A 24,249-nucleotide genomic window follows, 5' to 3' on the forward strand; every position below is an offset into this window, starting at 1 on the left:
AGGACACATTAAATAAAGTCAATAGATTTCCCGCAGAAAGATTCACAACGTACAAACACTTCTAAATGAAGAACATTGACATATTGTCCATAGCGAAAGGGATTTTAATTCCACATGCAGAAACAAAACATATGATACACTAAAATTATCTATCTTTAACACTATTTCTTTTTTAATAAGAAATGATGTAAGAGGTACTCAAATAAATAAAAAGAGAGTTGGATTATTATTATTAATAAAAAACAAATTACCCTTGTTACTATATTCGTTTTAATATTAATTAGCAGTATTCGTTTTTTTATTGCATACGAAGAAGAAAGTGCAATAAAGGATGATACTATATCATACCTAAAAGAAATGGGATATGATACGGATGTTGATATAGAAAACATGTCTGTTGTGGACATAGGTGAAAATAAAGGCTTAACAGCTGTTGTAGTGACTTTCAAGGATGAACCCAAACTTGATTACTTTTACACTTATGAAGACGGTACTAAAAAAATTATACACATAGATGTTGTAAATAAAGAATCGATTCAAACCAAGTATTAACCATAAAGAGAACTAGCAATTACTTTTTTACCAATGCCACTTAATGAACAACTTTCATACTTCAAAGTGGAAATGGTAATTGTTTTAAGTAAACTGTCTATAACTACGTACGTTGGTTTAATAGAAAAAAGACAAACAGCACTTCCTTTTATCGGAAGCACTGTTTGTTTCTCACGACACCATTATTTTTAACAAAGCTTTAGGAAATAAGCATCTAATTAATTAGCAACAATATTAACAAGTTTACCAGGCACTGCAATAACTTTTCTAACAGTCTTTCCTTCTAACCTTTCCTTAATTGCTTCATTATCTAATGCTTTTTCTTCTAATTCTTCTTTAGTCGCATCTTTATTTACCATCATTTTTGCTCTAACCTTACCCATTACTTGGATGACTATTTCCACTTCACTTTCTACAAGTTTTGCTTCATCAAATGCTGGCCAGGATTGATAAGCAACCGTATCATCATGTCCTAGTTTATTCCATAGTTCTTCTGTTAAATGAGGTGCAACTGGAGATAACAGTTTAACAAATCCTTCTGCATAATCCTTGGAAATTTGATCTGCTTTATATGCTTCATTCACAAAAACCATCATTTGAGATATACCTGTATTAAAACGAAGATCTTCAAAGTTATCTGTTACTTTTTTCACTGTTTCATGGTATACCTTTTCTAGCGTATCCTCGGTAACACTATCTACTATTTTAGATGATACTTCGTTTGTTTCCTCTGTAATAAATAAACGCCATACACGATCTAAAAATCGACGTGCACCGTCTAATCCAGTTGTTGACCAGGCAATTGATGCATCCAATGGTCCCATAAACATTTCATATAAACGTAATGTGTCTGCACCATGTGTTTCAATAATTTCATCTGGATTAACAACATTACCTTTTGACTTACTCATTTTTTCATTGTTTTCCCCAAGAATCATCCCTTGATTATACAACTTCATAAATGGTTCTTTTGTTGGTACGACACCAATATCATACAAAAACTTATGCCAGAAACGTGCATAAAGCAAGTGTAATACAGCGTGTTCTGCTCCACCGATATAAATATCTACAGGTAACCATTTCTTTAGTTCGTCATAATCAGCTAATTTCTCTGTGTTTGTCGGATCAACAAATCGCAAGAAATACCAACAACTACCTGCCCATTGTGGCATCGTATTTGTTTCTCTACGACCTTTCATTCCAGTCTTTGGATCTACCACATTCACCCAATCGCTAATATTCGCTAGTGGAGATTCTCCAGTACCTGATGGTTTAATTTCTGTTGTTTTTGGAAGTACCAATGGTAATTCGTCTTCCTTCACACCTGTAGTCGTTCCATCTTCCCAGTGAATGATTGGGATTGGCTCGCCCCAATAACGTTGACGACTAAACAACCAATCTCTCAGTCGGTAAGTGACTTTCTTTTCACCTTTGTTATGTGTCTCTAGCCATTCTATCGCCTTACTGATTCCGTCTTCTTTATTCAGACCATTTAAAAAATCTGAATTAATATGCTTCCCATCACCTACATACGCTTCTTTAGAGACGTCACCACCCTCAAGTACCGGAACAATATCTAGGTCAAATTGCTTTGCGAATTCGTAGTCACGTTCATCATGTGCTGGAACAGCCATTATAGCCCCTGATCCGTAACTCATTAAAACATAGTCAGCAATCCATATAGGTAATTTTTTACCATTGATTGGATTCACTGCATACGCACCAGTAAATACACCTGTCTTATCTTTTGCCAGATCTGTGCGTTCTAGGTCGCTTTTTAACTTTACTTCATCTAAATAACGTTGGACATTTTCCTGCTGCTCGGAGGTAACAACTTTATCTACCAATGGATGTTCAGGAGCTAGCACTGCATAAGTTGCACCAAACAGTGTGTCTGGACGCGTTGTAAATACAGTAAAGTTTTCATCCAGCCCATCAATACCGAAAACAACTTCTGCCCCTTCTGAACGACCAATCCAATTTCGTTGCATATCTTTAATACTTTCTGGCCAATCTAATTCTTCAAGATCTTCTAACAATCGATCAGCATAAGCCGTGATTTTAAGCATCCATTGTTTCATCGGTTTACGTTCAACTGGATGACCACCTCGTTCACTTTTACCATCAATTACTTCTTCATTAGCTAGAACAGTACCTAGCGCAGGACACCAATTGACAGCAACCTCATCTACGTAAGCTAGACCTTTTTCATATAATTTCAAGAAAATCCATTGTGTCCATTTATAATAGTTAGGATCGGTTGTATTAATTTCACGGTCCCAATCATAAGAAAAACCTAACTCTTGAATTTGTCTCCGAAATGTATCTATATTTTTTTTGGTGAATTCTGCTGGATCATTTCCGGTGTCTAATGCATATTGCTCAGCAGGTAAACCAAACGCATCCCATCCCATTGGGTGTAAAACTTCATATCCTTGCATACGTTTCATTCTAGAAATGATATCTGTCGCCGTATAACCTTCGGGATGACCTACGTGTAAACCTGCACCCGACGGATACGGGAACATGTCTAACACATAAAACTTTTCCTTAATTGTTTTTGTGTTTGTTTTAAAAGTTTTATTCTCTAACCAGTATTTCCGCCATTTCTCTTCAATTTTCTTATGATTAAATGACATCTGTTATATCCTCCTTCAAAATAATTACCAAAAAGAACGTTTGTTCTGTATGTATAAAAAAAGACACTCATCCCTAAAAATGGGACGAGAGTCTTCCCGCGGTACCACCCAAGATTAATGTCTACTCAAACAGACACTCACTTTTCTTTCTTTAACGCAGAAAAATACGGTAATAGCTACTATTCGTTCACCATTACAACATAAAAGGCGAGTTCATAAAGAACAAGAGCAACTTCCACCAACCGTTACCTCTCTAAATTATCTTGTATCACTTTACTACTATTCCTTATCATTGTTATTCCTTCTTATTGTACACGTATTTTAAAAAAAACACCACCATTTGTCAAGTTAACACAAACTGATTTCAACATAATGTTCGATTAATCATTTTCTGTTTCTCAAGAAAAAATCTCCCATAATAGGGAGATTAATTAATCATGTAATTGATTTTCATCTAATATCATGTCATTTAAATATCGACTAACTTGTAAGTGTAGACGATGAAGTTGTTCTTTTTGCTGATGATTCGCACTGTGCATTAATTTCTCAATTTCAGCTTCCAAATTACTTAATTCCGTTTGAGCTTGATTGTATGATGTGTTTATTTCATAACCATTTCGATTAGCTTGATCTAATTCATGTTTTGCCTGTGTAATGATTTCTTCTGTTTTATTTATCATTGCTTCCATTGATTCTCTTGTTGCCATATTATCACCTCATTTTTTAGCTTGTACAAAACGGAATAAATCATACGCCCCAGTGATTTTCATCATTGATTCGTGCTACAATAAATCATATGCTAAACAAGCATTTATTTTATTATTTAAAAAGGAGTTTTTTTGTTGCAAAATCCATTTCCATATTCGTTTGATCAAAAACGGTATCACTCATGGAATTATCATTTAAAAAATACGTTTGGTGAAAAAATATTTAAAGTGGCACTTGATGGAGGGTTTGATTGTCCTAATCGAGACGGCACAGTTGCACATGGTGGTTGTACATTTTGTTCTGCTGCAGGAAGCGGAGACTTTGCTGGTGATCGAGTCGATGACTTAGAAACGCAATTTAATAAAGTGAAAGAGAGCATGCACCATAAATGGAAAAATGCTAAATACATGGGTTATTTTCAAGCATACACGAATACACATGCACCAGTCAGTGAACTGCGTGAAAAATTTGAGACCATTTTAAAGCAAGATGGTGTCATTGGTCTATCTATCGCAACACGACCAGATTGCTTACCTGATGATGTTGTCGACTATTTAGCAGAACTAAATGAACGTACTTACTTGTGGGTTGAATTGGGATTGCAGACCATGCACCAACAAACATCTGACCTAATTAATCGTGCACACGATATGGCATGTTATCTACAAGGAGTAGAAAAATTACGCAAACATAACATTCGTATTTGCACACACATTATCAATGGTCTGCCTGGAGAAGATTATCAAATGATGCTTGATACTGCCAAAGCTGTTAGTGAAATGGATGTTCAAGGGATAAAAATTCATCTGATGCATTTGCTAAAGGGAACGCCAATGGTAAAGCAATATGAAAAAGGAATGTTAAGATTCATGTCTAAAGAGGATTACATTAAGCTTGTTGTTGACCAGTTAGAAATACTGCCACAAGAAATGATTATTCATCGTATTACAGGGGATGGACCACCAGAATTATTAATTGGACCAATGTGGAGTATGAATAAATGGGAAGTGTTGAATGCTATTGACGCAGAACTTTTACGTCGTGATAGCTGGCAAGGAAAGTACTACAATACTACACCAAAGGTACTCACATGTTAAAACCTATCTTATCGTTTGCGCATGAGTTAATCGAAGCTGCAATTGAACCAGGAGACTTGGTTGTTGATGCAACATGTGGCAATGGAAATGACACAGTCATCCTCAGTAAAAGAACAGGTAATGGCGGGAAAGTATTAGCTTTTGACATTCAAGAACAAGCAATAGAAACAACAAAGAAACGTTTGGTTCAACATCAAATTACAAATGTAGAGCTTATTTTAGATGGACATGAACACGTGGAGCAATATATCCCGCAACAAATGAAACACAAATTAGCTGGTGCAATATTTAATCTTGGTTATCTTCCTAGAAGTGATAAACAAGTAATTACCAAGCCAGCCACTACAATAAAAGCAATCGATAAAATAGCTACTACTTTAAAGCCAGGTGGCATCATAGTATGTGTGGTTTATCATGGCCATCCTGGTGGCGAAGAAGAGAAACAAGCGTTGTTAAATCATTTCACTACTTTTGATCAAGATCATTTTCGTGTACTCCAGCACGGATTTATTAATCAAATGAACAATCCCCCCTTTATATTAGCAATAGAAAAGAAAAGCCAAAGAAATTAATTTTCTTTGGCTTTTCCTTTAAAATGATTGTATATTTTAATGTTCAGATGAAAGAAAGTAGAGTGAATACCACTCGCCTGCAACAACATTTTAGTCACTTCTTTACCATTGCTTAGCTTTTTCACTTTTGGATCTGCTAAATATAGTCCAACTAGCCCCTTATGTACCATTTCATGAAAATGTCTATGTGGTAGTGGTTGTATACTTTTATTTGTCTGCTTTATAAAAAACAATAGTCGTTCTTTCAGATGCTGTTCATCACGATAGTAATGGCAGAAATTCAAATCATCTTCCTCTAAATCTTCTTGTTGATCGATATAATAATCTAATAAAATATGTAGGCCTTGCATAAATGGAAAGTAACTATCGAATATTTTTTTAGCTAAATAATCATCCGCTTTTCCAGCCATTGCATAAGAGACTATACAAAAGATTCCTAAGGTCGATCCACTAGATGCGGAAAATTCATACCAGCTTAATGATGGCCATTTATCCTTAAATTTTTTATACCAATTTTCCAATCGTGGAATACGCTCTTCTTTCTTTACGTGTTTGTACACTTGTAAATCACTATATAATTGTTCTAACTGCAAGCAGTACTGTTGAATGATTGAGTAAGATGGCAAAGTAAGTAATGCTTGTTGACAGGTTTGAACAAGTTCAGATAAATACCCCCCATCATCTTGATCGGAACGATAGGCATAGTAATTTTTTAATGGCGCATCTGGTGAAAGTGCATCTTCCATTGATTGATGCAGCATACGAAAATCTTTGGGATCTAACGAAGTACTTCGATCACATAAATTATCTAAATAATCGCTTATTGTTTGATAAGCAACAATAAATTCAATGGAATCTAACCATCTATCTTCCGCTAACACACTATAAACACTACCACCTTGGCAATGAAACTTTTTTGATTGTATACTCGCTAGAGCTTGTTCCCTTAATTCTTGATTTGGAATTAATTCGGCTTTGTTTTTCCAATAATGCAATTGTTTTGAGACTTCTGGAAATATTTTTTTAAAAACAGATCGCATAAGTAATGGTGCAAACCTCGTAACTTGATAACGCACAGTTAATACCTCATTTCTTTTAAAACCTCGAAAATTTCATCTCCATACAGTATACCATCTATTTTCATCTTTTGTTTTACATAAAAATGACTTTTTTGCTTGATACACAATATATCACATTTACAATAGCTAATTGTCCTATGAAGGAAAAATGCATCCATTTGCTTAAATAAGCCTGGATGCATCAGGATTACATTGTATCTACCATACGCTTACTTCTTTCAATTTCACCCTCGAATTCTTCTTCAACATATAATTTATGCCATAACATGAACATTAAAACAGTCCAGATCTTTCTACTGTAATCTCCTTTTCCTTTACAGTGATCCTCAAGCAATTTTAAAATATACGTTTTCTTCAGCAAATGGTCTGTTTTGCTTTCTTTAATTAGTTTAATTGCCCAATCATATAATTCATTCTTTAACCAATGCCTAATCGGAACAGGAAAACCTAATTTTTTTCGATCTAGTACATGATCAGGTACAATTCCTCTAGCAGCTTCCCTTAAAATAAATTTTGTTGTGCCATTGGCAATTTTTTGATCAACAGGGATCTGACTGGCTACACGAAACACTTCTTTATCTAAAAATGGTACACGTAACTCTAAAGCATGTGCCATTGTCATTCGATCAGCCTTTAATAAGATATCTCCTCGAAGCCACGTGTGAATGTCGACATATTGCATTTTATGCACTGCATGCTCTTTGGATACTGCACCATAGAGTGGAGTGGTAATCTGCTGGTATACATTGTTGGGATGATAGTGTTGTAAAATATTCTTCTTCTCACTATTTTCAAACATTTTCGCATTTCCAATGTATCTTTCTGATAAAGGTGTTGTCCCACGCTCCAGAAAGCTTTTACCCTTCATTCCTTCTGGTAACACTTTTGCTAGTCGTTTAAGCAATTGGTTTAACATATTTGGTAGTTTGTTAAAAATTCTCAAATCATGTGGTTCACGATAAATATTATAACCACCAAATAATTCATCTGCACCTTCACCTGATAGCACTACTTTCACTTGTTTACTAGCTTCTCTTGCTACAAAGTACAATGGCACGCAAGCTGGATCTGCAAGCGGATCATCCATATGCCAAATGATTTTTGGTAACTCTTTTACAAATTCTTCTGGGGTAATCGTATAAGAAACATTTTCCACATTCAATTTCTGTGCTGTTTCTTTTGCAACATCTACTTCAGAATAACCTTCTTGTTCGAACCCTACTGAGAATGTTTTTATATCAGGGTTAAACTGTTTTGCAATAGAAACAATAAGAGAGGAGTCAATTCCCCCAGACAAAAACGAACCTACAGGTACATCACTGCGCATATGAACGTTGACCGAATCAAATAGTACCTTTTGAATACGATCTACCCATACATGCTTTTCTTTTTTGATAGGATAAAAACCAGCCTGCCAATAAGCATAAAATGTAATAGACGCGTCCTTTTGTTTAATAAAATAATGACCTGGCTCTACTTTATAAATATCTCCAGACATGGATAATGGTTCTGGAACATATTGAAAGCTAAGATAATGCTGTAATGCCTCTAAATTTACTTCTTCATTATCTAGGTAAGTTAAACTCTTCTTCTCTGAAGCAAACTGTATCTCTTGATCGGCTTTTTTATAATAAAGTGGTTTTATTCCAAAAGGGTCACGTGCACCATAAAACGTCTCTTCTTGTTTATCCCATATCAAAATCGAGAACATTCCACGCAATTGTTTAAAAGCTTCTTCACGATAATGATGAAACATTGAAATAACAACTTCTGTATCAGAATCGGTTTCAAATTTATAGCCCTTTTCGATTAATAAATTCTTTAGTTCAATGTAGTTATAAATCTCTCCATTAAATACCATCCAATACCGTTCATCTTGATATGAAAATGGTTGATGACCATGCTCTAAATCAATAATACTCAATCGTCGAAAGGCAAAAGATACATATGCATCCTCATAATATCCTTCATCATCAGGACCACGATGCGTAATAAGTGCATTTTGAGAATATAATTCATTTGTTTCATCGTTTCGTTTGGGTTGATTTCTTATAATACCAATAAAACCACACATATGCTTCAATTCTCCTCATTTAATTACAAACTTGTATTTACATTAAAATTAGACGTTTCTTATGTCACTATTGTTTCATTTATTGTTATTTTACTTGAAATGCATTTTATTCTCAAAAAATAAGAGTCTAAAAAGCACTAGGTTCTATACCTAGCACTTTCATATTTTTTTATTTTATTGTACAAACGCTTGTAATGCTTCTACCTTATCCAAGCTTTCCCAAGGAAATACAACATCTGTTCTTCCAAAATGACCATAAGCAGCAGTTTGACGATAAATTGGCTTACGTAAATCAAGCATTTTTATAATTCCTGCTGGACGCAAATCAAAAATCGCTCTTACTGCTTCTACCAATTTTTCTTCATCCACTTTACCACTACCAAATGTATTAATGGAAATAGATACAGGTTCTGCTACACCAATTGCATAAGCAAGCTGCACCTCACATGCTGTTGCTAGTTCAGCTGCCACAATATTTTTGGCAACATATCTGGCTGCATAAGCTGCAGAACGGTCTACTTTTGTAGCATCCTTACCGCTAAATGCACCACCACCATGACGAGCATATCCACCATACGTATCAACAATAATTTTTCTTCCCGTTAAACCAGCATCCCCTTGAGGTCCACCAATAACAAATCGACCTGTTGGATTAATAAAATATTTTGTGTGATCATCTAATAGATCTTCTGAAACAATCGGTTTAATTACATGTTCTTTTAAATCCTTTTGAATCTTATCTAATGGAATATCTGGATGATGTTGGGTAGAGATAACAATTGTATCTATTCGAATTGGGTTATCCTGTTCATCGTATTCTACTGTGACCTGTGTTTTGCCATCTGGTCTTAAATAATCTAATGTTTTATCTTTTCTCACATCAGCAAGTTGTTTGGCTAATTTATGCGCCAAAGCAATTGGTAAAGGCATTAATTCTTTTGTTTCATTGTTTGCGTAACCAAACATCAACCCTTGGTCTCCTGCACCGATCGCTTCGATTTCATCATCGGTCATATTACCTTCACGCGCTTCTAATGCTTGGTCAACACCACCAGCGATATCAGGTGATTGCTCATCAATTGCTGTCAGCACTGCACAAGTCTCGGCATCAAATCCAAATTTTGCTCTTGTATATCCAATTTCTTTAATGGTTTTTCTAACAATTTGTGGGATATCTACATACGTAGATGTAGTAATTTCTCCAGCAACTAACACTAATCCTGTCGTCACAGTAGTCTCACACGCTACACGTGCATTTGGATCATTTTTTAAAATTTCATCAAGAATCGCATCAGAGATTTGATCACTAATTTTATCAGGATGCCCCTCTGTTACTGATTCTGAGGTGAATAATCGACGATTTGCAGCCATTCTGCTAAATCTCCCTTCTTACACTTCTACCGACTATAAAATTTTGTCGAATAAATTTATTTTACGCGTTCCTTATTTATTCTGCAATAATAATGTCTAGTAACTTTATGCTTTTCCTAATAGTAACTAGTTTACATCATTTATTTATCTTTAGGAATACACTCGAATGTTATCGTAACGGAACCCTTTATTATTGTCAATATAAATGAGCCTTATTGCTAATGAATCTAATGAATTCGACAGGTTCCATTTGTACATTTATTTTTAAATAATCGGTAACGATTTCTTGCTACAAAACGATAAATTGGATTCCCGATCCGATCTGCATATGGTAAATAAGCTAGTAAACCTAACCAGCTAGTAAGTACACAACGAAGTAAAATATACCTAACAGCATAAAAACCTTTTACTATCTTTCCATCCGGTCGTTTTAAATGAATCTCTCCTTCTAATGCTTGCTTATCTTTTTCTGAAAGCTTTATTCTTTGCTGATACTCCTGTAACGATTCCCATTTAAACACACGAAACCAATCGAACCACTTCATTATTTTTTTACTTTGATTACAAAGATAACAATATTGGTCATATAAAATAAGGGTCTTCATTTTAAAAACACCTCCTAATACAAGTATTCCACTTCTCTTTTCCCATTAATCCTTTATCCTTTTAGAAAGAAACTAGGCAAGCACACATTTTAATTTTTTCGCATAGAGTAAAGCAAATCATTGAATGAAGGAGCCCTATTATGAAAAAACATTATTTTTTACCTATATCATTTTTGTTGTTACTCTTCATTACTGGTTGCACAAATACAAATGATTTAACTGAAGTAAAAGTTGCTGAAGTTACTAGAAGTATCTTTTATGCACCACAATACGTTGCATTAGAAGAAGGCTATTTTGAAGAAGAAGGATTAGAAGTTGAGCTACAAACAATTGCTGGCGGAGATAAGGTAATGACTTCTCTTTTATCTGAAGGATCAGACATTGGTTTAGTTGGATCAGAAACATCTATTTATGTAAAAGCACAAGGAGCAGAAGACCCTATTATTAACTTTGCACAATTGACCCAAACCGATGGAACCTTCCTTATCGCTAGAGAACCCGTTGAAAATTTTTCATATGACGATTTAAAAGAAAGTGAGTTTTTAGGTCAACGCAAGGGTGGGATGCCACAAATGGTTGGAGAATATGTACTTAAAGAACACGGCATTGATCCACACAAAGATTTGAATTTGATTCAAAATATTGACTTTGCAAACATTGCTAGTTCTTTTTTATCTGGTACCGGTGATTATGTACAATTATTTGAACCAACGGCTAGCCAATTCGTAAAAGATGGAAATGGTACCATTGTAGCTTCTTTTGGTGAAGATTCTGGTCATGTTCCTTATACGGTATTTATGGCAAAACAAAGCTATTTAGAAAAAAATCGTGATACAGCTAAGAAATTCACACGTGCGGTATACAAAGCACAACAATTTATACAGGAAAATGACCCAAAAACAATTGCTCGGATTGTTCAACCTTATTTTGAAGAAACAGATCTACATTTATTAACTTCTTCTGTCGAGCGATATAAATCACAAGGATCTTATGCAGAGAATCCATTACTTGATGAAGAAGAATGGAATAATCTAAAGGCTATCATGGATGAAGCAGGTGAACTGCCAGCAGATGTAAAACACAATGCTATTGTCAATACAGAGATCGCTGAAGAGGTTATGAATGAATAAGGAGGTTATGTTCCTTGAGTTTTTTACAATTGAAACAAATCACGCATTATTATTTCAACCCATCCAATTATACGAAGGCTTTAAATAATATTTCGATTTCTGTAGATGAAGGAACCTTTATTTCAATCTTAGGACCAAGCGGTTGCGGAAAAACAACCTTACTATCCATTATGGCTGGTATTATTGAACCGACATTTGGAAATGTTTCGATAAATAACACCCCCTTAAAAAAAACACAAAGAGAAATTGGCTATATGCTCCAACAAGATTATTTATTTCCTTGGAAAAACATTATAGACAATGTTTTAATTGGCCCAAAAATAATCGGAAGTCACCAAGAGGAAATGACTGAAAAAGCAAAGCAATTATTAATAGATATGGGCTTAGAGACAGTATTAAAATCTTATCCAAATAATCTCTCGGGGGGAATGCGTCAGCGCGTTGCACTTGCCCGCACGTTGATTACTAATCCTTCTTTACTTTTGTTAGATGAACCTTTTTCTGCATTAGATTTTCAAACGAAATTAAAGCTAGAAGATTTTGTTTCTGCATTATTAAAGCAATATCATAAAACATCCATATTAGTCACACATGATATAGGAGAAGCAATTGCGATGAGTGATCAAATTTATTTAATGAAAGCCGCTCCTGGAGAAATTCACCAGAGGTTTGAAGTTCCAATTGAAGTTCGCGATCTTTCTCCTTTTGAGGCACGTAAACATATTAAATACCAACATTTATTCGATCGCATTTGGGAGGAGTTGAATAGCCTTGAAACGAAATCAACTATCTGATAGAAATCTGTTTGATAACTATATAAAAAAGGTAAAAGCAGATCGACGTCATACAAGATATATGCAACTACTTCTCTTCCTTTCATTTTTTTCTCTTTGGGAGCTTTCTAGTCAATTAAATTGGATTGACCCGTTAATTTTTAGTTCACCATCAAAAATATTTTTATTATTATATGAAAATACAATTAATGGAAATCTATGGTATCATATGCGTGTTACCGTATTAGAGACAATTGCTGGGTTCTTTATTGGAACAATCGGTGGGATTATTATTGCGTTTTTACTATGGAATTCACGTAAGCTTTATGATGTGCTTGATCCCTATTTAGTTGTTTTAAATGCTTTGCCAAAAGTCGCTTTAGGACCAATTATTATTGTTGCTCTGGGACCTGGTTATTTTTCTATTATCATGATGGGTGCGATTATTTCCATTATTGTTACCAGTTTGGTTGTTTATAGTGCTTTTAGAGAAGTGGATGCAAATTATACAAAAGTTTTGCAGAGTTTTGGTGCAACGAAATGGCAATGTTTCAAAGAAGCCGTGTTCCCTGCCTCACTCCCTTCTATTATTTCTACGTTTAAAGTAAATGTTGGATTATCTTGGGTAGGGGTTATTGTAGGAGAATTCTTAGTAGCAGCCAAGGGATTAGGTTATTTAATTGTTTATGGCTTTCAAGTATTTAACTTTACCCTTGTATTATATAGCTTATTAGTCATTGCTTTTATTGCAGCGATCATGTACCAAGCAGTCAATAAGTTTGAAGCATGGCTCGTAAAGAAAATATAACGTTTTATCCACCTATTTTATTATTAACAATAGGAATAAATAAAAAGTAGAAGCTTGCTAGCAAGCTTCTACTTTTTATTTAATTCTAATACTTTATTTATTTGTTTTAAACTATATGGCAATACTTGATCCTTCATAATAAAACTAAATGTGCGGTTAGTTGCAATTTTTTCTGGTAATTCTTTTAATAGCACAGGACCTTCCGTTTCATAATAAGTAGGTTGAGTGGTTAGCATACTTACTTCAGCAAAATAAATATTTTTTGCTACATGCTCTGTCTTACCTTTTACATAATATTGTCCTACATAAGTTAATGTTTTTATCACCCCACCCGTTTCCTCTTTTACTTCGCGAATAGCCGCTTCTTCTGGCGTCTCACCAATTTCTACTTTTCCACCTGGAAACTCTAACCCTCGATTCTTATGCTTTGTTAAAAGCCATTTATCTTTCCACCTACAAATAACCCAAACATGTTTTGGATTCTTTTCAAATGGATGATCTTCAAATGATAGTTTTACTTCGTTTGCATAATAATCTTTAAAAACTTCCATGTTCTTCCCTCTTTATATTGCTTGATTTGCCTCTATTGTAACATTATTTTGGTTATTGTGATTAATTTTGGTTATTTTCCATTTTTCTTGTTTATAAGTCATTTCTATGTTTATCACATAATCTCCATACAGATCACTTTGATTATGCTGTGTAATAAGGCAAATATTATCCTTTATCCATTTTTTTTGATAGGGTTCATTTTCCACAAACCATGGTGGTGTTTCCGTAGGCACAATATATAATCCATCTTCTTTTTCTCTATAATAATAATCTACATATGTTTTAACAACATCTCTCGTTGCCAAATAATCAAACGCACGAATTAATTCTTCCTTTGTTTGCATTTTTTTCACTTTGTATTGTGTATCGACATCTTGAACAAGTGTTTCCATAAATCGATTTGTTGTTTCTATTATTTGTTGATGGGTAAGTGTGGCTTGGTCATTTTGAGCTGCACGTACAATAGGCTGATTTTTTGATTTATTTGTTGCCATTACTTCTTTTTCTTGCACTACATTTATCTCATGAGTACGAGTTAATTGATTTTCATCTGTTTCTTGATAAGAAAATATAATCAATGGAATAATTGCTAACAAACCAATAAGTATTTTTATCTTTTGTTTTTTCATCTCTTCCCACCCCTTGTATTATTTCTATACCTTTTATTCCACACTTTTAAACATGCAACACGGAACGTTTTACCTCTTTACCCCGTATACAATATAGAACGTTTAAACGAACAAAAAAGTTTCTTTATTTCTTAATTTTTTTAAAAGGAGTGAGGAACAGGAAGATCATTTTACATTTGAATTACTTTCACGAAGTATAATGAACTAGAGGATATTAAATACCAGAAGATATTGTTACCAATGCAGAAACGTTCTGATTTTTATAAAAAAAAGCCCGCACACTTATAAAATGTGGGACCCTTTGGTTTATTGTGCTATACGTGATTCAGCTACTGCTTCTTTAATTAAACAACGACCTCGACCATGTGGAATGCACATTGGTGTACCAAACATCGGATCATAAGTTACATCACATTTCATTTGAAATACATCCTGTACCATATTACAGTTAATAATTTCTTCTGGTCTCCCTTGTGTATGCACCTTTTTATCTTTAATTGCAACAATATGATGTGCATAGCGACAAGCAAGATTAAGATCATGCAATACCATTACAATGGTATTATGATATTTCTCATTTAATTCAAATAATAAATCTAAAATTTCTATTTGGTGTGTCATATCCAAGTAAGTCGTTGGTTCGTCTAACAAAATCGTGTCTGTTTTCTGTGCTAAAACCATTGCAATCCATGCACGCTGCCTTTGCCCTCCTGACAATGAGTCGACAGGGCGATCCTTTAGATCTAACATATTAGTAGATGTTAGCGCATCCTGAACTGCTTCTTCATCTTCATTAGACCATCTATTAAACATACCTTTATATGGGTGACGGCCTTGCTTCACTAAATCTAATACGGTTAATCCTTCTGGGCTTGTCGGACTTTGTGGAAGAATAGATAATTGTTGTGCGACTTCTTTTGTTGGCATTTTTGCAATATTATCACCATTAAGCACGACACTACCTTCTTTTGGTTTTAAAAGTCTTGCCATGGATCGAAGTAATGTAGATTTCCCACAACCATTTGCACCAATAAAAACAGTAATTTCACCTTTTGGAATTTCTATATTTAAATCATCTATAATAACTGCATCTCCATACCCTAATGTCAATGACTGCGTAGCAATTGATTCCATCTGCAATCTCTCCCTCACGAGCGTTGCTTACTATAACTTCCGAATACTTCTAGTTTATTGGGTATAGTGAGATTCGTCAATGGTTAATGAGAATGTTTATCACTCATTTTATGTGGTGATTAGGGGAAATCCGTCTATTTATTAAGTTAAAAACGTAATGCGTAAGACATCGTTAAAAGAAATCCAATCCACCATTTCATTATTTACTATTTTAATTGCCTGCTGTTGTTGATCTATTTTCTTTATTTCACCAGTTAAATATATGGATTGTTGTGGATGATAGGTTTCTATCTGTACTTCGGATTGCTTATAAAAGGCGAGTGAAACCTCTTCTGAAAGTTGAGCAAGTTGCTGCTCATCAAATATTGGCCTTTCATATTTCTTTTGTTCCTTTTGATGTTTTCGTAAAATTGCTTTATGTTCAGGGAGGATCATTCGGCTAGACTCCCACATAATATTATACCCTGGTGTTAATTTATTAGGTTTCACATAATCCCCTCCTATTTATAATGTCCTCCAATTTTATTTGCTCGTTCATGGACTTGGCCTGCCTCTAACAAAGAAGATGCTCGAACAATTGCAGTTGGGCCATACTTTTCATACATACAATCTATTGCTTTACTCAATTTTTCTTTTTCTTCCATTCGATCAAATAAAGAGAGTTGGTAACTATCTGCTTTTTCTAGCTGTCCTAACGTAATTCCCACTGATCGAATTGGTGAACCATCCCAAAATTTTTGAAACAAAGAAAAGGCAATTTGATAGATGTCTGCTCCAAAATGTGTCGCAGTTGCTAGCTTTTGTTGACGATGAAAACCAGTCGGCAGATTAAAATTAGTTCCTCTTGCAGTAATAGCTATACTTCTCCCTAAATAATTTTGCTTTCTAGCGCGTCGAGCAACTTCTTCACTTAGTTCCAATAGGACAACTTGTATATCTTCCAAACGATAATAATCATGTGGCAGCGTCATCTGATGCCCAATTGCTTTTTGTTGTTGGTGTGTCTGAGTAGTAACAGGGCTGTCATCCATTCCATTAGCTGTTCGCCACAGCACCTCCCCGTTAATCCCCCATCTTTTTTTCAACCAACGAAGTGGATAATTTGCCACATTTCCGATTGTATGCAGTCCCATTTTCTTTAAGTGCCTTTCCATCTTTGTTCCAACCCCAAATAAATTTTCAATTGGAAGACGCCATAGATGACTTTCTAATTTTGTATAATCTAGTTGAAAAATTCCTTTAGTATTTTTTTTAGCATAAACATCACACGCCATTTTAGCTAGTACTTTATTAGGGCCAATTCCTACCCTAGCCTGGATACCAATATCTTCAGATATAACATGTTGAATTTTTTCAGCAATTTGAATTGGTGTACCAAACAGATGTTGACTTGCTGTAATATCTATAAACTGCTCGTCAATTGAATATACTTCAATTAAATCTGAAAATTGCTCTAAGATTTTTGTTATTTGGTACGAAACTTCCATATATAATTGCATACGGGGACGAACAACCACGGCTTCAGGACATTTGATTTGAGCTTCCCATAATGTTTCTGCCGTTTTCACACCATATTGTTTGGCTATTGGACAAGCAGCTAAAATAATTCCGCTTCGATGCCTTGGATCACCGGATACAATGACAGGCTTAGAAGCTAAAACTGAATTAGTCGCTTTTTCAACAGAAGCATAAAATGACTGCATATCTACCAGAAAGATAACTTTGTCCAAACAATCCCCTCCTTTTAAAACATGTATAGCAAAAAAGAACAAGCGTTCGTTTATAGTATATACGAACGCTTGTTCTTTTAACAATGGTAATTACTGTATTTTATTCAGTTTTGTTGCTAATTGGTGCCTTAATAGTTTGTTTGAAGCATTTCTTGGCAACGCATCTACAATATAGAACGCTTTTGGGACTTTATATTTTGCTAATGCCTTATTACACACCTCTTTTGCTATATTCAAATCAAAAGCTTGATTAACCACAACAAAAGCAACTGGTACCTTTCCCCATTGCGGATCTTCTTTACCTACTACACCAGCTTCCACAACTCCTTCAATACTTAACAAAACATTTTCTATTTCAGCTGGATATATATTTTCCCCACCTGAAATAATTAAATCATTTCGTCGATCAACAACATATAAAAAACCTTCCTCATCTAAGTAACCTAGATCTCCAGTCGGAAGCCAATCATCTTGTTTAACTAACTCATCTTTATAATAACCTTGTGTAACCATCGGACCTTTGACAAAGATTTCACCAATCACTTGTGGGCTTGCTTTTTCTTTGTTATGGCTTATTTTAACTTCAGCAGAAAAAAGTGCTTTCCCCGCAGAACCTATTTTTCTCAACGCATCATTAGGACTTAGAGTAGCAACTTGTGATGCTGTTTCAGTCATCCCATATGTTTGAAAAACAGGAATGTGATAGGACTTTGCTTTATTCAAAAGCTGTTCTGAAGCCGGACCTCCACCTAAGAGCATACAGCGAAACGATGTTGGATAACGATCAGCTTCTAATTGTTCCATTAAACGATCAAGCATAACAGATACAACTGAGACAATCGTTACACCTTTGTTCATTATTGCATGGTTGATTATTTTTGGCTCAAAACGATCTAATAAATAAATTGGCATACCATAAATAATATTTTTCATCAATAATGAAAAACCTCCAACATGAAACAGAGGTAAAGTAGCAAGCCACTTATCTTGTTTATCTAAACCTAAATTAAGCATAGAAGAAATAGCACTCCACCAATGATTTCCATACGTATGTAAAACACCTTTTGGATTCCCAGTTGTACCAGACGTATAGATAATAGTATATACATCATCTAAGTCTAGTTCTTGATGAAGAGAATAGTTGGCATCAGGTAATTGATGTATCGCTGCAAACGAAAGAGATGTTATATTTTTTTCTACAGACAAATCATTAGCTAACGTTTCTTTTTCTTTATCAACTAATAGGAAGGATACGTCTGCATCCATTATTTGAAATTGAATTTCTTGTTGCGTCAATCGTGTATTAAGTAAAACTGCCACCGCATGAATATAACTTAATGCATGAACAGCTACGATAAAATCTAAGCGGCTATCTGTATAGATAGCAACATGTGTCCCTTCCTTAACGCCAAGGGAATGAAGTTTTCGTGCAAACAACCTAGCTCTATCTCTCACTTCGCGAAAGGATAATTTTCCAAATGAAGGTGATTCAATAGCAGTTTCATCACCATTTAATTCAGCTTGCTTATCAAGCCAGTTTGGCATTTTTTCACCCATGATAATAGACACCTCCTCATTCTATAAGCGTGCATTCAAACGGACTGTTATACTTTTCTGCTTATTAGAAAAAAGACGAACATCAATGCTCGTCTTTTTAGTATTTAAGGGAATCTTGGAAATTGTTTGAAGTCAGGCTTTCTTTTTTCTTTAAAGGCATCTCTACCTTCTTTTGCCTCATCCGTTGTATAGTACAATAAGGTTGCATCTCCACCCATTTGTTGCAAACCAGCTAATCCATCTGTATCTGCATTAAAAGATGCTTTTAGGAAACGAAGTGCAGTAGGTGATTTTTCCAACATTTCTTCACACCATTGTACAGTTTCTGCTTCTAGCTGATCCAATGGAACAACCGTATTCACTAACCCCATATCCATTGCTTCTTGCGCATTATACTGGCGGCAAAGATACCAAATCTCACGTGCTTTCTTGTGACCAACAATACGAGCCAAATAGCCAGCACCATAACCAGCATCAAAACTTCCAACTTTTGGACCTGTTTGGCCAAAAATAGCATTATCTGCTGCAATCGTTAGATCACAAACAACATGTAGTACATGTCCACCACCGATTGCATATCCCGATACCATCGCAACAACAGGTTTTGGAATGACTCGAATTAAACGTTGCAAATCAAGTACGTTCAACCGAGGGACTTGATCATCTCCTACATAACCTCCATGCCCACGTACTTTTTGATCTCCACCTGAGCAGAACGCATCATCTCCTGCTCCCGCTAAAACAATAACACCAATTGTTGAATCGTCACGAGCATAACTAAACGCATCAATTAATTCTTGAACGGTATGTGGACGAAAGGCATTTCTCACTTCCGGACGGTTAATTGTTATTTTGGCAATTCCATTATAAGTTTCATAAAGAATATCACTATATTCTTTTTCACTTGTCCATTCTATTGTCATTCTTGTTCCTCCATTCGTATAATAAAATCATTAACTATTGTATCAAATTTTTCCCTTTGTTCCACATGAACTGCATGTCCCGCATTAGAGACCATTGCTAACTCGGCATGCTGACACTGTTGTTTCATTTCATTTGCAAGGATAACAAATTTTTCATCTAATTCTCCAACAATTAAAAGTATTGGTTTAGCTACAGTTGCTAATTTATCCCACCAAGAAGGCTGTACCCCAGTACCCATACCTCGTAATGAGGCAGCTAAACCAGATGCTGATTGAGAAAGACGTTCATTCCTTATTCGATCTCGCACGGTTGTTGTCAATTTCTTTTGAGAAGAGAACAACGGTAGATCCTCCCAATAATCAACAAATGATACTACACCTTCTGTTTCTACTCGTTCAGCTAATGCCTCATCTTTTGTTTGCCGAGCCAATTGTTCATCAGGCGAATCTAATCCAGGAGAAGCACTTTCTAAAGTAAGCGTACGTACGCGACTTGGATGAAGAATAGTAAAGGAGAGCGCGGCACGTCCTCCCATCGAATAACCAACAAGATGTACTTGATCAATCTGTAACTGATCAAGTACACATCCAAGGTCATCACAAAACATTTCCATCCTCATTGGCTGATGCATTTTCGATTTACCATGACCAGGTAAATCGAGAGAAACACACCAATGGCTCCTAGCTAACATGGCAATTATCTGCTCCCATGTTTTGTTTGTACCAGTAAAACCATGTAAGAAAACAATTGGAATGCCTCTTTGTTCTCCAAACGTTTCTACCCAATACTTACAATTAGTTGTTTTTAGATACACTTATCTCATCCTCTATACGCGATGTAATTTTCCTCCATTTACTTTCATGCGAGATTGCGTTTTCTTCACGAACTGTCTTTAATTCAATCACTGAAAGACCTGCGCGCTGATAACTCTTTTTCAAGGCTTCTGTATATTGATCCCAATTGGTTGGATTTGAATAGTGTCCTTCATATAACTTTACAATATATGCTAAATCAATGTCTAACGGGGTACCAAATAATGCTTCAAAGTGTGGTGCCTGTTGTTTTGCTTGTGGTAAAAAGGAAAAAATCCCCCCACCATTATTATTTATTAAAACAATTGTTATATCTAAATGATAGTGTTTTGCCATTAGCAAACCATTTTGATCATGGAAAAACGATAAGTCACCAATAAATAATGTAACTCTTTTACTTGCTGTAGCAGCACCTAATGCACTAGAAACTACCCCATCAATACCATTCGCTCCTCGATTACCTAACATACGGATCACCTTATCAGTTGAAAACCAAAAAGTATCTACATCTCGAATAGCCATACTATTTCCGATAAACAATGTACTTTCATTTGGGATTTGTTCAGCTAATTCTACAACCGCATATCCTTCTGTTAGCACTTGTGTCTCTGGCTCTTTTAGAACTTCGATCGCATACTGATTCCATTGTTTCCAACGAGGTAGCCAGTTCTCATCAAAGGATGGTAAAGGGAAATCAAGCAAACCAGCGCACAACAATCCAGGATCCGTATAGAGCATCGTTGTAACATGTCCTACAGGCTCACGAAATCCATCGTCTTCTTCTATTATATAATGATCAATGTCCCCATGCTCCCTTAACCATAGCATATACGACTTAGAAACAGGCATCGCACCAAACCGTATGATAAAATCAGGGCGAACATTTTTACGTATTTTTGGATCTTTTAAGATAGCATCATAACTTTCCACCACACTATGACTTGCTTTTCCTTGACGCAATTGGGAAAGCGGATCAGCGAAAATAGGGAGTTTCCATGCTTCAGCAAGGGCAAGAATTTCAGATTGTGCTTGTTGACTTTCCATCGGGCCACATACAATAATTCCACTCTTATGTGCTTGTAATTGATGATACAGCTGTTCTAATTGGTTAGTTGAAAGTTGCTTACTTCCTTGCTCTACATCTAGTTGTTTACGATTTTCTTTCTCTTCCCATAAGCCAGAAAGAGAAAAGTCAGGAACAAGTGGTTCACGAAAAGGGAAGTTTAGATGTACCACACCCTTATTCATTGCATTTGTCACATGTAATGCTCTAGCAGCTATGGAACGAATATAAGAAAAACTTTGTTGTGTCGCTTCAGGTAATAATACTTCTTGAAACCATTTAACATATTCTCCATACAAACGGAGTTGATTAATAGATTGTGGTGCGCCAACATCTCGTAATTCATGTGGACGATCAGCTGTAAGTACTAGTAAAGGAACTCGGCTGTAATAAGCCTCAATAACTGCAGGATAATAATTTGCAGCCGCTGTTCCTGACGTACAAACAAGCGCGACAGGACAATCGATTTGTTTAGCCATGCCAAGTGCAAAAAAACTTGCAGAGCGCTCGTCCATATTTACCCAAGTCTGAATCTTAGGGTGTTGTGCAAAGGTCATAGCTAATGGCGTAGAGCGTGATCCTGGTGAAATAATCACATGATTCAGTCCATTTTGAGCTAATTCATCAACAAACTGTGCAACATATCTTGATAATTTTTCCGTGTCATTCATTCATTATCGACCCCTAACGCATCCAACATGGGAGCAAACTTTATCAATGTCTCCTCATACTCATCAACTGGGGAAGACTCTTTTACTACGCCACAACCTGCAAACAAAGTTGCTCTTTTATTTCTAATTAATCCAGATCTTATCGCAACTGCAAACTCACCGTTCTGATACGTGTCGAACCAGCCAATCGGTGCCCCATACCAACCACGTTCGATGGGTTCAAAAGCTTGAATAAATGCCATAGACGCCTCTCGAGGTAATCCACCTAATGCCGGCGTAGGATGTAGACATTTTACAATATCTAAAATAGTATAGTTACTTTTTAACTTAGCAGTTACCGGTGTATATAAATGCTGTAAACTTTCCAACGGATAGATAATAGGTTTATCTGGTATAGCAACAGCTGTACAAGCATTAGATACAGCTTCTTTTATCATTTGCACAACATAATCATGCTCTTCCCTGTTTTTATGATCATCCAATAAATTAGTAGCAATACGCTGATCTTCTGCTAGGGTTTTTCCTCTAGGAGCGGTTCCTGCTAAACATGCTGAAAATAGCTGTTCTTGTTCAACACGCACAAGACGTTCTGGTGTCGCACCAATAAAACAAGATTCCTCTTGTTCATAGGCAAAAACGAAACTAGATGACTGTGTCTCCACTAATTGTTGTAATGCTAATGTAATAATAGGCTTGGATTGGAAATAAATATCCATCTCCCTTGCCAATACAATTTTTGCCGCTTTTCCTTGTTTAATTTTGTTTGTTGCTTTTTGTACAAGTTCCATCCAGTGCGAAGGATCCTTTTCTTCTTTTCTATCCATTAATGCTTGCGTTTGATCTAAGAGTAGAGCAGATAATAATTCATCTGTATCTTTTTCTACTTGCTCATATAATTCATCCATTTGATCATTCGGATGAAGTATTAAATTAATGGTTAAATAATACGCATCTTTATTACGTACCACTAAATAGGTTGGAATTCTAAATTGACTTCCATTAAAGTCCTTCCAAACTTCCTTTAATTGCTCCTGTGAATCAAAAGGAAATCCGCCAAACGCAACAGGACCTGTGCCCGGCTGTATATACTCATTATAAATAATTGCTTTATTTATTATTTCTTTCCATTGTTTTTCAACTTGATCATACACATCATCTGTAGCTTGAAAAGAAAGGCTTTCCCCAACGCCAACTAAATAAAAATCCTCAGCAACACTAGACCAAAAGAATCGATTGTTTCCTACATCTTTGGCGCGTTCAAAAACAACCAAAGGATTTACAGGATCTATTCTTTCTGTAACACTGATAAGTCGTGTCGTTGTATCTTCTCTTACTGTTTGATATGCTTCATTCAGTAGTATTTTAAATGTTTTTTCTTTTAATTCGATCATCATCAACCCTCCGAAAATGATAGGGGTTATTTAACTATATATTATCTTTCTATTCACTAATTGTATTAACTTAAAACCTTCCCCAATTATATATTCTATTCTCTTTTTCAAGGTTTCTCAACAATCATGTTTATAAACATGTAAGACGAACTTATTAACGTACAATATTTCACAGAAATACAGTGATTGGTTGCACATGATAGTATATTTCAATAGAACGACAGGTAATATATTACAAACTTAAAATGTGTCAATTTGTTGACATGCTTACCTTCGTTCACTAAACTTATAATGATGTGAGCAAGTAATGTAACTTTATAAAGTATCGTTCATTTCATGTTACAATAAAAGAGCAGAACTTACATTATTTTTTATATA

Annotated in this window: 21 protein-coding genes and 1 other annotated feature; of the genes, 5 read left to right on the plus strand and 16 right to left on the minus strand. The window is 35.2% G+C overall.

What is annotated here, in order from left to right; translation table 11 throughout:
• Window positions 1-770 precede the first annotated feature (770 nt).
• Together leuS and BN1058_RS12170 are read right to left on the minus strand one after the other, a co-directional pair.
• A complete protein-coding gene (gene leuS / locus BN1058_RS12165) occupies window positions 771-3,191 on the minus strand; it encodes a leucine--tRNA ligase (protein ID WP_090858016.1) in 2,421 nt (806 codons plus the stop codon).
• Window positions 3,192-3,268: 77 nt separating this feature from the next.
• Window positions 3,269-3,493 (minus strand) — a binding site (T-box leader).
• Window positions 3,494-3,622: 129 nt separating this feature from the next.
• The gene (locus tag BN1058_RS12170) at window positions 3,623-3,898 is read right to left on the minus strand and encodes a DUF2524 family protein (RefSeq protein ID WP_090858018.1); all 276 of its coding nucleotides are present in this window, start codon (window positions 3,896-3,898) and stop codon (window positions 3,623-3,625) included.
• A 135-nt stretch (window positions 3,899-4,033) separates the two neighbouring features.
• On the opposite strand from BN1058_RS12170, the gene BN1058_RS12175 reads away from it, so the two are divergent.
• Both BN1058_RS12175 and BN1058_RS12180 read left to right on the plus strand, forming a co-directional pair.
• Window positions 4,034-4,996 (plus strand): tRNA modification radical SAM protein MnmL/YtqA, encoded by a 963-nt coding sequence (locus tag BN1058_RS12175; protein WP_090858021.1) that lies wholly within the window; start codon window positions 4,034-4,036, stop codon window positions 4,994-4,996.
• Window positions 4,990-5,568 (plus strand): tRNA 5-(aminomethyl)-2-thiouridylate-methyltransferase MnmM, encoded by a 579-nt coding sequence (locus BN1058_RS12180; RefSeq protein ID WP_090858024.1) that lies wholly within the window; start codon window positions 4,990-4,992, stop codon window positions 5,566-5,568. The genes BN1058_RS12175 and BN1058_RS12180 overlap by 7 nt, the downstream gene beginning before the upstream one ends.
• Here BN1058_RS12180 and BN1058_RS12185 read toward each other — a convergent pair.
• From BN1058_RS12185 to BN1058_RS12205, 4 genes are all read right to left on the minus strand, one after another.
• Complete coding sequence (locus tag BN1058_RS12185) at window positions 5,565-6,608, minus strand: tetraprenyl-beta-curcumene synthase family protein (protein ID WP_090858295.1); 1,044 nt, start codon at window positions 6,606-6,608, stop codon at window positions 5,565-5,567. The two genes, BN1058_RS12180 and BN1058_RS12185, sit on opposite strands and share 4 nt — an antisense overlap.
• Before the next feature lie 226 nt (window positions 6,609-6,834).
• Window positions 6,835-8,721, minus strand: coding sequence for an asparagine synthase (glutamine-hydrolyzing) (gene asnB, locus BN1058_RS12195; protein WP_090858028.1), 1,887 nt, complete (start codon window positions 8,719-8,721; stop codon window positions 6,835-6,837).
• A 174-nt stretch (window positions 8,722-8,895) separates the two neighbouring features.
• A complete protein-coding gene (metK, locus tag BN1058_RS12200; protein ID WP_090858031.1) occupies window positions 8,896-10,092 on the minus strand; it encodes a methionine adenosyltransferase in 1,197 nt (398 codons plus the stop codon).
• A gap of 227 nt (window positions 10,093-10,319) precedes the next feature.
• Window positions 10,320-10,697, minus strand: a complete 378-nt coding sequence (locus tag BN1058_RS12205) for a thiol-disulfide oxidoreductase DCC family protein (protein WP_090858034.1) — start codon at window positions 10,695-10,697, stop codon at window positions 10,320-10,322.
• Between the two features lie 140 nt (window positions 10,698-10,837).
• Here BN1058_RS12205 and BN1058_RS12210 point away from each other — a divergent pair, with 140 nt between their 5' ends.
• From BN1058_RS12210 to BN1058_RS12220, 3 genes are read left to right on the plus strand one after another with little or no spacing between them, the layout of a single operon-like run.
• Window positions 10,838-11,827, plus strand: a complete 990-nt coding sequence (locus BN1058_RS12210; protein WP_090858037.1) for an ABC transporter substrate-binding protein — start codon at window positions 10,838-10,840, stop codon at window positions 11,825-11,827.
• 14 nt (window positions 11,828-11,841) lie between these two features.
• On the plus strand, window positions 11,842-12,621 hold the full coding sequence (locus BN1058_RS12215) for an ABC transporter ATP-binding protein (protein WP_090858039.1): 780 nt from the start codon (window positions 11,842-11,844) through the stop codon (window positions 12,619-12,621).
• Window positions 12,599-13,408, plus strand: coding sequence for an ABC transporter permease (locus BN1058_RS12220; RefSeq protein WP_255307067.1), 810 nt, complete (start codon window positions 12,599-12,601; stop codon window positions 13,406-13,408). Before BN1058_RS12215 ends, BN1058_RS12220 begins: the two co-directional genes overlap by 23 nt.
• A gap of 68 nt (window positions 13,409-13,476) precedes the next feature.
• Here BN1058_RS12220 and ytkD read toward each other — a convergent pair whose 3' ends face one another.
• From ytkD to BN1058_RS12270, 10 genes are all read right to left on the minus strand, one after another.
• The gene (gene ytkD / locus BN1058_RS12225; RefSeq protein WP_090858042.1) at window positions 13,477-13,959 is read right to left on the minus strand and encodes an RNA deprotection pyrophosphohydrolase; all 483 of its coding nucleotides are present in this window, start codon (window positions 13,957-13,959) and stop codon (window positions 13,477-13,479) included.
• A 12-nt stretch (window positions 13,960-13,971) separates the two neighbouring features.
• Complete coding sequence (locus tag BN1058_RS12230) at window positions 13,972-14,589, minus strand: hypothetical protein (protein WP_090858045.1); 618 nt, start codon at window positions 14,587-14,589, stop codon at window positions 13,972-13,974.
• A 306-nt stretch (window positions 14,590-14,895) separates the two neighbouring features.
• Complete coding sequence (locus BN1058_RS12235; RefSeq protein ID WP_090858048.1) at window positions 14,896-15,723, minus strand: ABC transporter ATP-binding protein; 828 nt, start codon at window positions 15,721-15,723, stop codon at window positions 14,896-14,898.
• A gap of 141 nt (window positions 15,724-15,864) precedes the next feature.
• Entirely contained in the window at window positions 15,865-16,212 is a 348-nt protein-coding gene (locus tag BN1058_RS12240) for a YolD-like family protein (protein WP_090858050.1), read from the minus strand.
• A gap of 11 nt (window positions 16,213-16,223) precedes the next feature.
• Window positions 16,224-17,453 (minus strand): DNA polymerase IV, encoded by a 1,230-nt coding sequence (locus BN1058_RS12245; RefSeq protein WP_090858053.1) that lies wholly within the window; start codon window positions 17,451-17,453, stop codon window positions 16,224-16,226.
• Window positions 17,454-17,543: 90 nt separating this feature from the next.
• Window positions 17,544-19,010 (minus strand): o-succinylbenzoate--CoA ligase, encoded by a 1,467-nt coding sequence (locus BN1058_RS12250; RefSeq protein WP_090858056.1) that lies wholly within the window; start codon window positions 19,008-19,010, stop codon window positions 17,544-17,546.
• A gap of 104 nt (window positions 19,011-19,114) precedes the next feature.
• Window positions 19,115-19,933 (minus strand): 1,4-dihydroxy-2-naphthoyl-CoA synthase, encoded by an 819-nt coding sequence (gene menB, locus BN1058_RS12255; protein WP_090858058.1) that lies wholly within the window; start codon window positions 19,931-19,933, stop codon window positions 19,115-19,117.
• Window positions 19,930-20,748 (minus strand): 2-succinyl-6-hydroxy-2,4-cyclohexadiene-1-carboxylate synthase, encoded by an 819-nt coding sequence (gene menH / locus BN1058_RS12260; RefSeq protein ID WP_090858061.1) that lies wholly within the window; start codon window positions 20,746-20,748, stop codon window positions 19,930-19,932. The genes menB and menH overlap by 4 nt, the downstream gene beginning before the upstream one ends.
• Window positions 20,729-22,480: a 2-succinyl-5-enolpyruvyl-6-hydroxy-3-cyclohexene-1-carboxylic-acid synthase gene (gene menD / locus BN1058_RS12265; protein WP_090858063.1), complete on the minus strand. Its 1,752-nt coding sequence runs from the start codon at window positions 22,478-22,480 to the stop codon at window positions 20,729-20,731. The genes menH and menD overlap by 20 nt, the downstream gene beginning before the upstream one ends.
• On the minus strand, window positions 22,477-23,871 hold the full coding sequence (locus BN1058_RS12270) for an isochorismate synthase (protein WP_176694515.1): 1,395 nt from the start codon (window positions 23,869-23,871) through the stop codon (window positions 22,477-22,479). The genes menD and BN1058_RS12270 overlap by 4 nt, the downstream gene beginning before the upstream one ends.
• Window positions 23,872-24,249: the final 378 nt, after the last annotated feature.

It is taken from the genome of Paraliobacillus sp. PM-2, assembly GCF_001368815.1.
Lineage (GTDB): Bacteria > Bacillota > Bacilli > Bacillales > Amphibacillaceae > Paraliobacillus.